This is a genomic window from Pseudomonas sp. CC6-YY-74 (assembly GCF_002025205.1).
In the GTDB taxonomy this organism is placed as follows: Bacteria; Pseudomonadota; Gammaproteobacteria; order Pseudomonadales; family Pseudomonadaceae; genus Aquipseudomonas; species Aquipseudomonas paeninsulae.
Genome location: NZ_CP019947.1, coordinates 215,763 through 228,265, shown reverse-complemented (window position 1 = coordinate 228,265; position 12,503 = coordinate 215,763). Strand labels below are relative to the sequence as shown.

The 12,503-nt window shown below is 64.3% G+C and carries 11 protein-coding genes and 1 pseudogene; 3 read left to right on the top strand and 9 right to left on the bottom strand.

What is annotated here, in order from left to right; all coding sequences use genetic code 11:
* The first annotated feature begins 11 nt into the window (after positions 1-11).
* The gene (gene betA, locus B2D37_RS01075; protein WP_079200984.1) at positions 12-1,703 is read left to right on the top strand and encodes a choline dehydrogenase; all 1,692 of its coding nucleotides are present in this window, start codon (positions 12-14) and stop codon (positions 1,701-1,703) included.
* An 840-nt stretch (positions 1,704-2,543) separates the two neighbouring features.
* On the opposite strand, the gene B2D37_RS01065 is transcribed toward betA, so the two are convergent.
* On the bottom strand, positions 2,544-3,458 hold the full coding sequence (locus tag B2D37_RS01065; protein ID WP_079200982.1) for a LysR family transcriptional regulator: 915 nt from the start codon (positions 3,456-3,458) through the stop codon (positions 2,544-2,546).
* A gap of 236 nt (positions 3,459-3,694) precedes the next feature.
* On the opposite strand from B2D37_RS01065, the gene B2D37_RS01060 reads away from it, so the two are divergent.
* Together B2D37_RS01060 and B2D37_RS01055 are read left to right on the top strand one after the other, a co-directional pair.
* Entirely contained in the window at positions 3,695-5,077 is a 1,383-nt protein-coding gene (locus tag B2D37_RS01060; RefSeq protein WP_256573182.1) for an MFS transporter, read from the top strand.
* Between the two features lie 355 nt (positions 5,078-5,432).
* Positions 5,433-6,167 carry a hypothetical protein gene (locus B2D37_RS01055; RefSeq protein WP_079200980.1) on the top strand — a complete coding sequence of 245 codons (735 nt, stop codon included), beginning with the start codon at positions 5,433-5,435 and terminating at the stop codon, positions 6,165-6,167.
* 373 nt (positions 6,168-6,540) lie between these two features.
* Here B2D37_RS01055 and B2D37_RS01050 read toward each other — a convergent pair whose 3' ends face one another.
* The 8 genes and pseudogenes from B2D37_RS01050 to B2D37_RS01015 form a co-directional block, all read right to left on the bottom strand.
* Positions 6,541-6,882 carry an FKBP-type peptidyl-prolyl cis-trans isomerase gene (locus B2D37_RS01050; RefSeq protein WP_079200979.1) on the bottom strand — a complete coding sequence of 114 codons (342 nt, stop codon included), beginning with the start codon at positions 6,880-6,882 and terminating at the stop codon, positions 6,541-6,543.
* A gap of 245 nt (positions 6,883-7,127) precedes the next feature.
* Positions 7,128-7,424: a hypothetical protein gene (locus tag B2D37_RS01045; RefSeq protein ID WP_177345169.1), complete on the bottom strand. Its 297-nt coding sequence runs from the start codon at positions 7,422-7,424 to the stop codon at positions 7,128-7,130.
* Positions 7,425-7,444: 20 nt separating this feature from the next.
* Positions 7,445-7,744 carry a ribbon-helix-helix domain-containing protein gene (locus B2D37_RS01040; RefSeq protein WP_079200977.1) on the bottom strand — a complete coding sequence of 100 codons (300 nt, stop codon included), beginning with the start codon at positions 7,742-7,744 and terminating at the stop codon, positions 7,445-7,447.
* Between the two features lie 79 nt (positions 7,745-7,823).
* Positions 7,824-8,405, bottom strand: coding sequence for a DJ-1/PfpI family protein (locus B2D37_RS01035; RefSeq protein ID WP_079200976.1), 582 nt, complete (start codon positions 8,403-8,405; stop codon positions 7,824-7,826).
* 135 nt (positions 8,406-8,540) lie between these two features.
* Positions 8,541-9,698, bottom strand: a complete 1,158-nt coding sequence (locus B2D37_RS01030; RefSeq protein WP_079200975.1) for a phosphatidylserine/phosphatidylglycerophosphate/cardiolipin synthase family protein — start codon at positions 9,696-9,698, stop codon at positions 8,541-8,543.
* Positions 9,699-9,821: 123 nt separating this feature from the next.
* Complete coding sequence (locus B2D37_RS01025; RefSeq protein ID WP_079200974.1) at positions 9,822-10,160, bottom strand: amidase; 339 nt, start codon at positions 10,158-10,160, stop codon at positions 9,822-9,824.
* Positions 10,157-11,274: pseudogene (locus B2D37_RS01020) on the bottom strand (serine hydrolase domain-containing protein). Before B2D37_RS01020 ends, B2D37_RS01025 begins: the two are co-directional and overlap by 4 nt.
* A gap of 214 nt (positions 11,275-11,488) precedes the next feature.
* On the bottom strand, positions 11,489-12,379 hold the full coding sequence (locus B2D37_RS01015) for an acyl-CoA dehydrogenase (protein WP_079200973.1): 891 nt from the start codon (positions 12,377-12,379) through the stop codon (positions 11,489-11,491).
* Positions 12,380-12,503 lie beyond the last annotated feature (124 nt).

The window sequence follows — 12,503 nt, the reverse complement described above, 5'->3', positions numbered from 1 at the left end:
GGAGCCACGTCATGAGTGAGCAAGCCTTCGATCAGGTCTTCGATTACGTCATCGTCGGATCCGGTTCCGCCGGTTCGGTGCTGGCGGATCGCTTGAGCGCCGATGGCACGCACCAGGTGCTGGTGCTCGAGTTCGGCGGCAAGGACAACTCGATCTTCATTCAGATGCCCACGGCCTTTTCCATCCCGCTGAATAAACCGCGTTTCGACTGGGAGCTGTACACCGAGGCCGAACCGGGCCTCAAGGGGCGCAAGATTCACCAGGCGCGTGGCAAGGTGATCGGCGGGTCTTCCTCGATCAATGGCATGGCCTACGTCCGCGGCTGCGCCGGGGATTACGAGGAATGGCTGGAGCTGGGCGCCGAAGGCTGGGGTTACGCCGACGTATTGCCTTACTTCAAACGGGCCGAAGACTGTCTGTATGGCGCCGGTCAGTACCGCTCCAGTGGCGGGCCAGTGGGGGTGTGCAACGGCAACAATATGCAGAACCCGCTGTATCGCGCCTTCATCGAGGCGGGTCGTCAGGCCGGCTATGGCCAGACCGAGGATTACAACGGCTATCGCCAGGAAGGCTTCTGCCGGATGGACATGAGCGTGCGGGACGGGGTGCGCAGCTCCACCGCCAATGCCTACCTGAAACCGGCCTTGAATCGGGGCAATCTGCACCTGCAGATGCATGCCCTGACCACTCGGGTGCTGCTGGAAGGCAAGCGGGCGGTTGGGGTCGAATATCGCCAGCAGGGCAAGACACTTCGGGTCCAGGCGCGGCGCGAGGTGATCCTCTGCGCCAGCGCCTTCAATTCGCCAAAGTTGCTGATGCTGTCTGGCATCGGCCCCGCCGAACAATTGCAGAAGCATGGCATCGAGGTGGTTCACGACCTGCCTGGCGTCGGCGAGAACCTGCACGACCACCTGGAGGTCTGGGTACAGCAAGCTTGTACCCAGAAGATCACCCTCAATGGTTGGCTCAACCCGTTCGGCCAACTGCTGATCGGTGCCCGTTGGTTCTTCTTCAAGAGTGGCCTGGGCGCGAGTAACCAGTTTGAGTCCAACGGCTATATCCGCAGCCGCGCCGGTCTCAAGTATCCAGACCTGCAATACCACTTCCTGGCCGGGGCCATCGCCTACGACGGTTCCAGCGCCGCCGAGGGCCACGGTTTTCAGGTGCATATGGGCGCCAACAAGCCGAAGAGCCGCGGCTACGTGCGACTGAAGTCCAGCGACCCGGCTGCCGCGCCGGAGATATTCCTCAATTACCTGGCTGAAGAGGAAGACAAGCAGGCCTTCCGCGCGGGCTTACGCCTGACCCGGGAGATATTCGCCCAACCGGCTTTCGGGCCTTTCCTCGGCGAGGAGCTTTCGCCGGGCAAACAGGTGCAGAGTGACGACGAGATTGACGACTGGCTGGCCAAAAGCGCCGAAACGGCTTATCACCCTTGCGGCTCCTGCCGCATGGGCACCGACCCGATGGCGGTGGTCGATCCCCAGTGCCGCGTTCACGGTATTGAAAACCTGCGTGTGGTGGACTCATCCATCATGCCCGCCATCACCAACGGCAACCTCAACGCACCGACCATCATGATCGGCGAGAAGGCCGCGGATCACATTCTCGGCCGAGCGCTGCTCAAACCTGCGGATGCACCGGTGTTCGTTGTTCCTGGGTGGCAGGAGAATCAGCGCGAACGAGGGCCGGTTGGCGGTTAGCCCGCAGGGCAAATTGATGTACTGGTCCGGGCAGGATCTCCCCGCCGATCATGCGCTGGCTTAGCCGGGAGTAGCACTCGGGGTCAGTGTTATGCCCGGGCAGCGGCGTATGGGCTGACCGTGCCTGGGCTCCTCTGAGGGGGCATCTTCAATCACAGCGGAGCTTTTCAGTCGTACTCAAGCAGGGCAGTCACAGGCGGCTTTTGGCCGCAGTGACGGTCGCGAACATCGCTTTTTTCCAGGGTGTGTGACAACGCCTACGAGTAGCCGTCTGTGTTCGTTAACAGACAGACAGGCGCCAGCGCGGCCTCCACATTTGAATACAACAGCAATCGAATCACGAGGTCACTATGGACATCCCATCCCCGAGGGGCACCCGCGATACGAAACGCCTGGAGCCGACCTCTGAACTGAACTCATGCTTGAACTTGCTTGCCGTCGACGCGAGAACAGGGTGTGCCCAAGTGCCAGTCATACCGGCAAGGCAACCCCAAGCTTGCAAAGTGCACGAATACACACAGCAGCAAGTCAGTACCACTGGTCAGCTGGAGGCCGAAGCGCAACACACCTTCGAGAGATTAATCGTAGGCAGATCGGTCTTCAGAAAAAGCTGGCGGCTTGGGGTAATGCGAGAGCTTTTCAAGATCAAGGACGAACTGTTGAGCGCCCAGGTGAGGGGCAAACTCATAACCTTCCTCAAGGAAACTGAAAAACAGGAACATATTTATTTATAGGACAGGCAAGCCGCTTTTGGCCGGTTTCGCTCATTCGTGACCGGCCGCGACCGGCCAGACTAACTCCGGATGCCCCGCGTAGATCACTTCAGAGGCAATGGTTTCGTTATCGCGCCGCAGGCTTACTGAGCTGCGCCGTACAGACGTCCCGCACGCATTCGCGCAGCCAGCGATGCGCTGGATCGGCATTCATACGCGGGTGCCAGAGCAGGGCAACCGTGATTTCCGGTGTGCTGAACGGCAGGGGAAAACTGAACATGCCGCCGCTCAGGTTACCGCTATGCCGTTCGGGAACGGTGGCGATCAGGTCGCTGGCGCGTGCCAGGGACAACGCGGCGGACAGGCCAGCGACGATGCTGACGATCTGCCGCTGCAGGCCAAGCGCGGCCAGCGCTTCGGCAACCGGGCCGAGGTCCTGACCGCGCCGCGAGACCAGTACATGACGACCCGCCGCGTAGCGGGCCGGCGTGATGTCGCCCTGGCTCAGCGCGTGGCCCCTGCGTACCACGCCAATGAAACGGTCGCGAAACAGCGCCCGCGTATGCAGTTCCGGGCTGGTCGCCGCGCCGACCACACCGGTATCCAGGTCAACGCTGCCTTCGCGCAGCAACGCGCTGTCCTTGTCTGGTTTCTGCACGAAGCGCAGTTGCACGCCGGGCGCCTCGGCAGCGATGCGGGCAATCAGGCGCGCCCCGAAGTTTTCCACGAAGCCGTCGCTGGTGCGCAAGGTGAATGTCCGTTCGAGCTGCTGCAGATCGAGTAATTCCACGGGGCGCAGCACCGCCTGCGCGTCCTGCACCAGCTGACTGACCCGCTCGCGCAGTTCGAGCGCCCGCGGCGTCGGCACCAGGCCGCGGCCAGCCCTGACCAGCAGCGGATCACCGGTGGTTTCACGTAGCCGCGCCAGGGCACGACTCATGGCCGAGGGGCTCAGCCGCAGGCGTTGCGCGGCGCGCGCAACGCTGCCCTCGGCGAGCAGCACATCGAGGGTAATCAGTAAGTTGAGATCGGGCGTCGACATAGATATCCCCCGGCACGCTTTCATTCTGACATGGCGTTTTATGCACTAATTAACTGCAAATGCTGCGCCTTCCGCCACCCCAAATAGCGCATTAAGCTCCTGACAGCAAGCTATCGGGAGTCGTCAGCATGAAATTCATAGCGAAGCCAGTCGCTGCGGGAACGGCTGAAAAGGTCACGGAGCATGGGCAACCCAGGGCGTCGGCGAGGTGGGCGCTGGTCAGCCTGTCACTCACCATGTTGCTGTCCTCGCTGGCCAGCAGCATCACCAATATCGGTTTGCCGACCCTGGCCCAGGTATTCGACGCAAGCTTTCACAACGTCCAGTGGGTCGTCCTCGCCTATCTCCTGGCCATCACCAGCCTGATCGTCAGTGTCGGCCGGCTCGGCGACATGCTCGGCCGCCGGCGCCTGATGCTGGCGGGGATCCTCTTGTTTACGCTCGCCTCTGCCTTGTGCGGCGTAGCCCCCACGCTCTGGCTGCTGATCGCCGCCCGTGCGCTGCAGGGCCTCGGGGCGGCCATCATGATGGCCCTGACCATGGCATTGATTGGCGAGGCGGTGGCCAAGGAGAAGACCGGCAGCGCCATGGGCCTGCTCGGCACCCTGTCGGCGATCGGCACCGCACTTGGCCCGACCCTTGGCGGTGTGCTGATCGCCGGTCCCGGTTGGCGGGCCATTTTCCTCATCAACCTGCCGCTGGGTCTGCTGGCATTGATCCTGGCCGCTCGCCACCTGCCCGCCGATCGGCCGCTAGCGCAGGCTGAGCGTGTTCGCTTCGACCACTTGGGCACGCTGCTGCTCGCCCTGACACTCGCCGCCTATGCGCTGGCCATGACGCTGGGGCGCGGCAGCTTCGGCCTGCTCAATGCGGCGCTGCTGGCCGCGGCGGCGCTGGGCGCCGGCCTCTTTCTGCGGGTCGAAAGCCAAGCGGCTTCACCGCTGATCCGCCTGGCGATGTTCCGCGACTCGACGCTCGGCGCGAGCTTTGCGATGAGCGCCCTGGTCATGACGGTGATGATGGCCACGCTGGTGGTCGGTCCGTTCTACCTCTCCACTGCGCTGGGGCTCGATGCGGCCCGGGTCGGGCTGGCCATGTCATCCGGTCCGATCATCTCGGCGCTGACGGGCGTGCCGGCCGGGCGCCTCGTCGATCGCTGCGGCGCACCGCGCATGAGCATAACCGGGCTCAGCATCATGGCGGCCGGCGCACTCATCCTGCCCATACTGCCCATGAGTCTCGGTGTCCTGGGTTACGTCGCCGCGCTTATCGTCCTGACTGCCGGCTATGCGCCATTCCAGGCGGCCAACAACACCGCGGTCATGGCGGATGTGCGTCCAGACCGGCGCGGCGTGGTCTCCGGCTTGCTCAACCTGTCGCGCAATCTCGGCCTGATCACCGGCGCCTCCGTGATGGGCTCGGTGTTCGCGTTCGGCGCGGCGACGACCGACATCAGCACCGCACCTCCCGAGGCTGTTGCAGTCGGCATGCACGCCACCTTCGCCGTCGCCGCGCTCCTGATTGTCATCGCTCTCGCCATCGCCATTGCCAGCCATGTCCTGGCGCCGCGCATCGCTGCGGCAAACGCCGGGCAGGATGAGGGTCGCAGCGCTGGTTGAGCGCTGAGTAATTTGCGGCCGTTGGCTGCATTAGCTGACTATCTGCAAGCGCTCGGTAGCGGTCATTGCTGGCCGGCAGCCAGCGGCCAGGAGCAGGCGCGCTGATCCATCACTAGAACTGTGCCCTTTGCCGCTTTTCCCACGGTGTTAGCGTTGCACGCGGCAGATGCGGGGACAGAGTCCGTGCCCTTCTTCGGGAAATGTCTTTCCCGGCGCCCGGCCCATGCGAGCTACTTGCAGCCTTGGTCAGTCTGGTGCTTGGATACTTGCAGTCCTTCGCCCTGGGCTGATCGACTCGAGAAAAACCGCAACCATGCAGACACAAACAATACCCAGCCAATAGACCCGTGAAGCCATGAGCGAATGCCCCAAATGCGCTTACCTGCGCACCGCCAAAGATGCGCCCATTCACCGTGATATCTGCCCCGGTTGCGGTATTGCGATCAACAAGTGGTTGGCACGTGCCGAGAGTGCAGCGGCGGAAACGAGCGCCCTATCCAGCGGCGAGCCGCAGCGCATGGGTGTGCGCGAGCACTTCATGCAGCTGCCGGGGCGTGTCGATACAGCCAGTTTGTATGGCCGCGGCCTGTTGTCCGTGGCGTTGTCACTGTGGGCGCTGTGGTTCATGGCGCACGGTATCGATTGGGCAATTATCGGCGGCTCGTTCATGCACAACATCAATCTGCCGTTCCATGAGTTTGGCCATGTGCTGTTTTCGCCACTGGGGCGATTCATGGCCATCCTCGGCGGTAGCCTGTTTCAGGTGCTGCTGCCGTTGATTCTGCTGGTTGCCTTCAGCTTCTTTCACCAGGACAACTACGCGGCCAGCGTGACGCTCTGGTGGTGCGGGCAGAGCTTGGTCGACCTGGCCCCGTATATTGCCGATGCGCCTTACCGGGCAATGCCGCTGGTGGGCGGTGGTGGGGAAGAGTCGCATGACTGGGGCAATCTGCTGGCCATGACAGGCACCCTGGATTGCGCCCAGACATTCGCCCGAGTCAGCTTCGTATTGGGCATCGGCATCATGTTCGCTGCGCTGGTGTGGGCCGCGCGCTTGCTGCTCAAGCAACGCCGACAGCTGTCGGCGTAGGGGCGAAACGGGGCCGACTCATTCTGCGATCTAGCCGGCGGCTTCTGGCCGAACCCTGCCAGTCAAAAGCAACGCCAGGCGCCCCAAGCAGACAGGCATAACGCCCAACAGCAAAGCCTGCCTAGCCCAGTCAGTCTGTCCATCATCCCTTTGCCGCGATCCATGCCAGGCTGGCGTTTACTTGCTCGCCGCCTCTAACCGCGTCGCGGCAAGCATTGCTCTGTGCATGGGTTCTGGGGCGGCGGTTAGCCGTGATGGGTAGCGCTGCGCTCAACGCCATCCTGCATAGCTGGCGTCTTCGCCGGCTGGCTGGGCGAAGCTCGCCAGGCCGGGGATTGCTCACACCGGCAGAACGGAGCGGCGCAGGCGCCCATCAATCATCCCGCGTGAGCACTTCCAGCAGCTCGATCTCGAAGATCAGGTTGGAGTTGGGCTTGATATGGGGGCCGAACTCTCTTTCGCCGTAGCCGAGGTAGGCCGGGACGAAGAGTTTGCGTTTGCCGCCGACTTTCATGCCCATCAGGCCTTGGTCCCAGCCTTTGATCACCCGTCCGGTGCCGATCACGCACTGGAAGGGTTTGCCGCGATCGTAGGAGGAATCGAACTTGCTCCCGTTTTCGAGAAAACCGTTGTATTGGGTGGTGATCAAGGCTCCCTTGACCACTGCCTTGCCCTCGCCCACTTGAATATCTTCGATTTGCAATTCGCCGCTCATCACCTGCCCTCCTCATTCGCCAGCCCGGCTGACCAGCCTGGGTTTACCCAGAAGTTGTGCTGCCTGGTAAACGAGTTTAATCCAGTCGGCGCCCGAGCGCTGTTGCCGGCTCGCCCCGTATCCGCTCGACAGGGGCGACAGGCCAAAGCATCGCGCCGGGTCCGGCACAGTGAATTGCCGGACGATGCGGGTAGCTGACCGATTATTGGGCATCGCAGCGATTTAGGGTGGTTGCGAAAATCGCGTTAGCCTGCACCCAGCCGCTCTGCCACGAGCTTATTCAGCATGCAGCTTGCGCGCTGGATGGACTGGCCCATGCTGCTTTCCTGGCGCTGCATCACCGCCTGGTTGTGGCCAATGGCCTCGTGCAGGTTGACCCAGCGCGGGCGCATGCCGTTGGCCAGTTCAGGGCTCTGCATCCTGACAGGCTGCAGTTGCGCGGCGATGTCGCAGACAAACAAGTGCGGGGTCATGGGCATCAGGTCGTAGCCGAGCTTCCAGTAAGGCCGGTATTCCTCGCTAACCCCATAGTTACGCCACACCTTGATCGCCCGGGCGCCCGCTACTTCTGTAGCCGGGGCAGCAGCTCGCGCACATTGCTCGGCCGCTGGCTGAGAAAACGCGTGCAGCTGACGCGCAGGAAGGAGGCGAAATTCACCACCTCGCCGCGGTAGTCCATGACCTCGTCGTAGAGCTTGCTGATCAACTGGTTAGTGGTCATGCCATCGACCGCGGCGATCTCGGCGAGGATGTCCCAGAACTGGTTTTCCAGGCGCAGGGTGGTGACCACACCGCGGATGCGCAGCGAGCGCGAGCGCGATTCGTAGAGAATCGGGTCGGCTTTGACGTAGAGCTCGCACATAGGGCGTCTTGCCTCGATCAGGGGACGGGTAATAGCGCCGGGCAGACGCCAGTGCAGAGGCGCCTGCCCGGTTGGCAGTCTACAGGCTGATCTGGGTGCCCAGCAGCTTGAGGAAACCGGCCAGCCAGGCCGGATGCGCGGGCCAGGCCGGGGCGGTGACCAGGTTACCCTGGACATGGGCCTGATCCACGGCGATCTCCATATAGCGGCCACCCGCCAGCTGCACTTCCGGCCCGCAGGCCGGGTAGGCACTGCATTCACGGCCGTCGAGCACACCGGCGGCAGCCAGCAGTTGGGCGCCATGGCACACTGCGGCGATGGGCTTGTTGGCGGCATTGAAGGCCTGCACCAGGGCCAGTACCTCGGCATTCAAGCGCAGGTATTCCGGGGCGCGGCCGCCGGGAATCAGCAGGGCATCGTAATCACCAGCCTTGACCTGGCTGAAGTCGAAGTTCAGGCCAAAGTTGTGCCCGGGCTTTTCACTGTAGGTCTGGTCGCCTTCGAAGTCGTGGATGGCGGTGCGCACCGATTGACCGGCGCTCTTGCCCGGACAGACCGCATGCACGGTATGGCCTACCATCTGCAGCGCCTGGAACGGCACCATCACTTCGTAGTCTTCGACGTAGTCGCCGACCAGCATCAGAATCTTTTTCGCAGCCATGAGCTTTCTCCTGTAACGGGTTGAGGGCACGCAACAAGTATCCGCCCCGCATCCAGCGCGCAGGTAATAGCCTAGAACTACATCGCCAGGAAACACGCCCGCACGTCGGGCTGCTGCATCCGGGCGAAAGGCGGCTTAGCGACGGCGGTCGAGCAGGTTCACCACCAGCCGATCCAGCCAACCCCACAGGCGTTCCTGCAGGCGCCGCCACCAGGGCCGGGCGTGCCAGAGTTCCTGACTGATCTCCAGGCTGTCGGCGAAATCCGCCTGGAAGCTGGCGGCCACGGCGGCGGTCAGCTCCGGGTCGAGTGCTTCGAGGTTGGCGTCGAGATTGAAGCGCAGGTTCCAGTGATCGAAGTTGCACGAGCCGACGCTGACCCAGTCGTCCACCAGCACCATTTTCAGGTGCAAAAACCGTGGCTGGTATTCGAATATCTGTACCCCGGCCCTGAGCAGCTTCGGGTAGTAGCGCTGGCCGGCAAAGCGCACCGGGGGGTTGTCGGTGTGGCGGCCGCTGAGCAGCAGACGCACCTCGACCCCGCGCTCAGCCGCCTTGCGCAAGGCGCGGCGGACTTTCCAGGTCGGCAGAAAATACGGCGTGGCCAGCCAGATGCGTTGCTTGGCGCCGTGCAACGCACGCACCAGCGACTGCAGGATGTCGCGATGCTGGCGGGCATCGGCGTAGGCCACCCGGCCCAGGCCCTGCCCCACTGGCGGCGATAACGGCAAGCGTTTCAGGCCGGGCGTCGCTCTTGGCCGCCAGGCAAAACGGGTCTGCAGGGCATGCCACTGACGGTCGAATAATGCCTGCCAGTCCGTCACCAGCGGCCCGCCGATCTCCACCATGACCTCGCGCCAGATGCTATCCGCCTCGCCCGGCATCCAGAATTGATCGGTCGCGCCGGTGCCGCCGATGAAGGCCAGCCGACCATCGACAAGCAACAGCTTGCGGTGGTCACGGTAGAAATTACGCATACCGCGGCGCCAGCGCAGCGGATTGTAGCGCCGCAGTTGCACGCCCGCCGCGCTCAGGCGCTGGCGGTCGGCCTGGTGCAGGGCCTGGGAACCGTAATCGTCGAGCAGGCAACGCACCGCGACGCCGCGCTGCGCTGCCGCGCACAAGGCTTGCAACAGGGCGTCCATGCAGGCGCCACTGGCCACCAGATACAGCTCCAATGCAACCAGCTGGCGGGCCTCGTCAATAGCCTCGATCATCCGCGGGAAGAAGGTCGGGCCGTCGTTGAGCAAGGCAAATTGGTTGCCGCTACGCCAGGGGAAAACCATTCCTGGCATCAGTGCGCAGCCGGCAACGAGGAGCAGGTAAGGCGGATTCGCATAAGGCCCCGTAGGTTAAGCGTTCAGGTCGCCACGATAGTCGCCCGTGGCGGCCTTGCAAAGCCCGCTGCATCTGGTCACTCACGGCGGTGACGGTATTGACGCCGCGGGGAGCAACTGACACCCCTGCCGCGGACCGAGCCAGACGGCGCTGTGGCTGCGACCCAGGCCACTGGTGCTGACCCGTTTGCGGCTCTCGTCATCGAGCAACTGGCTGACCGGCACATACTGGCTCACATAGCCTTCACAGTAGGCCGCGGGGTTGTTCATCACATAGCGGCAGGAACAATATTCCTTGGCCGTATAGGCGCTGATGATGTCGGGGAAGGCGTGCAGGTGTGCACGGTTCTGCCAGCCGAGCCCCACCAGCAGCAGGACGATCACCAGCAGCAGCGTGCGCAACGGACGACGACGGATCATGGCTGCACCCCGCGGGCAAAGGCGGCGGTCACCCGCTTGAGCAACTGGTTGTGCTGGAAGCTGGCGTCGCGATCATCGGCGTAGCGCACGATCAGCAATTTTTCCGCTGGCAACACATACAGCCCCTGGCCCCAGAGGCCGAGAGCGGCGAAGGCCGCGGCCGGGGCATCCGCCCAGGGTCTGGGCGCGCCTGGCAACTCGGCGTTCAACCACCAGTGCCCGCCTGGCACGGCGTCCCCCGCATTGGCGGCATGCGCCTGGTAAGTGGCCAACGGCGTGCGGTTGAATGCGACCCAGGCCGGCGGCAGCAACTGCTGCGCGCCCCAACGGCCACCGCGCTGCATCAGCAGGCCAACCCGCGCCAGGTCACGGGCGCTCATGTAGGCGTAGGACGAGGCGACTAAGGTGCCGGCGGGGTCGGTTTGCCAGACCGCTGAGGTGATGCCGAGCGGCTCGAACAGCGCGCTCCAGGGATAGTCCGCATAGGCCTCGGCACCGACCATGCCCTTGAGGGCGGCAGACAGCACGTTGCTGTCGCCGCTGGAATAACGAAAGCGCGTGCCCGGCGCGGCAGCGGTTGCGTGGGCGGCGGTGAAGGCCGCCATGTCCGCGCGGCCGCGGGTATAGAGCATGGCCACCACCGAGGATGTCAGCGGGGCGTACTCATAGTCTTCGCGCCAGTCCAGACCCGAGGCCCAGTTGAGCAGGTGGCCGACCTTGATCGCCGGATGCCGGGCGAACGGCGGATAATACTGCGCCACCGGCGCATCGAGCGTGAAGCGGCCCTGGCCGTAGGCAACGCCCAGGGTGGTGGCGAGCAGGCTCTTGCTCATCGACCAGATCAAGTGCGGCGTAGCGGCTCGAGTCGGCCCGGCGTAGCGCTCGTAAACCACCCGGCCATCGCGGATGACCAGCAAGGCATCGGTGCGCACGCCCGTGCGCTTTTCGGCGTCGCGCCGGGAAAGGCATAGGCCTCCAGCGCGGCGATGGCCGGGCTCGCAGGCACGACTTCCCGCGCCCACTCGACAGCCGGCCAGCTTTCGGCCTGGACGGGGCCGGCGCCGCTCGTAATGGCGAGGATCAAAGCGAACCGATGCAGCAGGGATACGGGCATTGCAGTGCCTCCGCGGATGACCACGCGGCACCCTAGCATGCCGTCGATGACGCTAAAAAGCGTGCGACCGCAAGCGTCCCCGACGAACTATTCGCTGCATTTCTGAGCAGCCGGCGCCCTACGCCCAGGCATTGAATTTCGCCTGGCGAGCGTGCGCAGCAGTACAGCGCAGGCTTGCAGCCGCGCCGCCTGCTGGTCGTATCCGATCGCCCCCCTACGAAGCCAGGCCCAAGGCGGCCTGGGCTTTAGCCAGGCGCTTGCCGCGCGCGGAGGCGGCAAGCGCCAGCAGGCTGCGGTCGCGTTGCCACAAGGCCGCCCAATCCGCCGGCCCGGCGGCGAAGGCCGCGTGCAACTCGGCGTCCAGTGCGGCGAACTGGGCGAACAACCCGGCCAGCAGCAGGTGCGTGGCGGGTTGCGCCGGGCCTTGCCGGCCAACTTCGGCGCAGCCGGCGAGCAGGCCGAGCAGGCGCAACTGCACTGCCTGCGGCCAGTTCGAGTCCTGCCCCACGCCATACAGCCAGGCGCCCACGGCGGTCAGCACGTGCAGATCCTCGATGCTGCGAAACGGCTTCACGTAGTCGTCCCAACCATCGCCGGCCAGGCGCTCGCAGTGGGCGCCATCCAGATGCAGGCGGGCGTGACCGATATCGGGCATCAGGGGCAAGCTCGGCAGCACCTCGACGCGCACCCCGGGATCGCCATTACGCACCACGCCCAGGGCCAAGCGCACCGGTTGCGCCGGCGGCTCTTCGCGGGCGGCGACCAGCAGCCAGTCGGCGGCATCGCCTGCCGTGACGAAATCCTTGCGGCCCTGCAGCAGCAGGTCGCTTAGTCGGGTCTGCATATCCGCCGGGCGCACGCTTTTATTCTCGGTGACACAGAGCGCGCCCAGCGACCAGGGTGCGGACGGCCAGAGCATCCGCAGGGCGCCTTGATAACCGGCGAGGAAGGCCAGCCCCGGCGTCGCCGCCAAACGCCCGCCGAGCAAGGCCAGCTCGAATGGCGATGGCCTGCCAAGCCGCGTCAACAGCGCGGCATACCAGGCCTCCAGGCTGCTGGCGGCCGGCAGGCGTTGATGGGTTTGCAACAGGTTTTGCCAGGGCATACGCAGTTCCTCAACCGAGTGGGGGTCGCAGCGGCTGTCACACAAGCATCACCAAAACTTCACAGGGGTGACACCGCCGCTACCTAGCCTGAGCTTGCCCAACAAGATCGACCGGCTGCAAGAC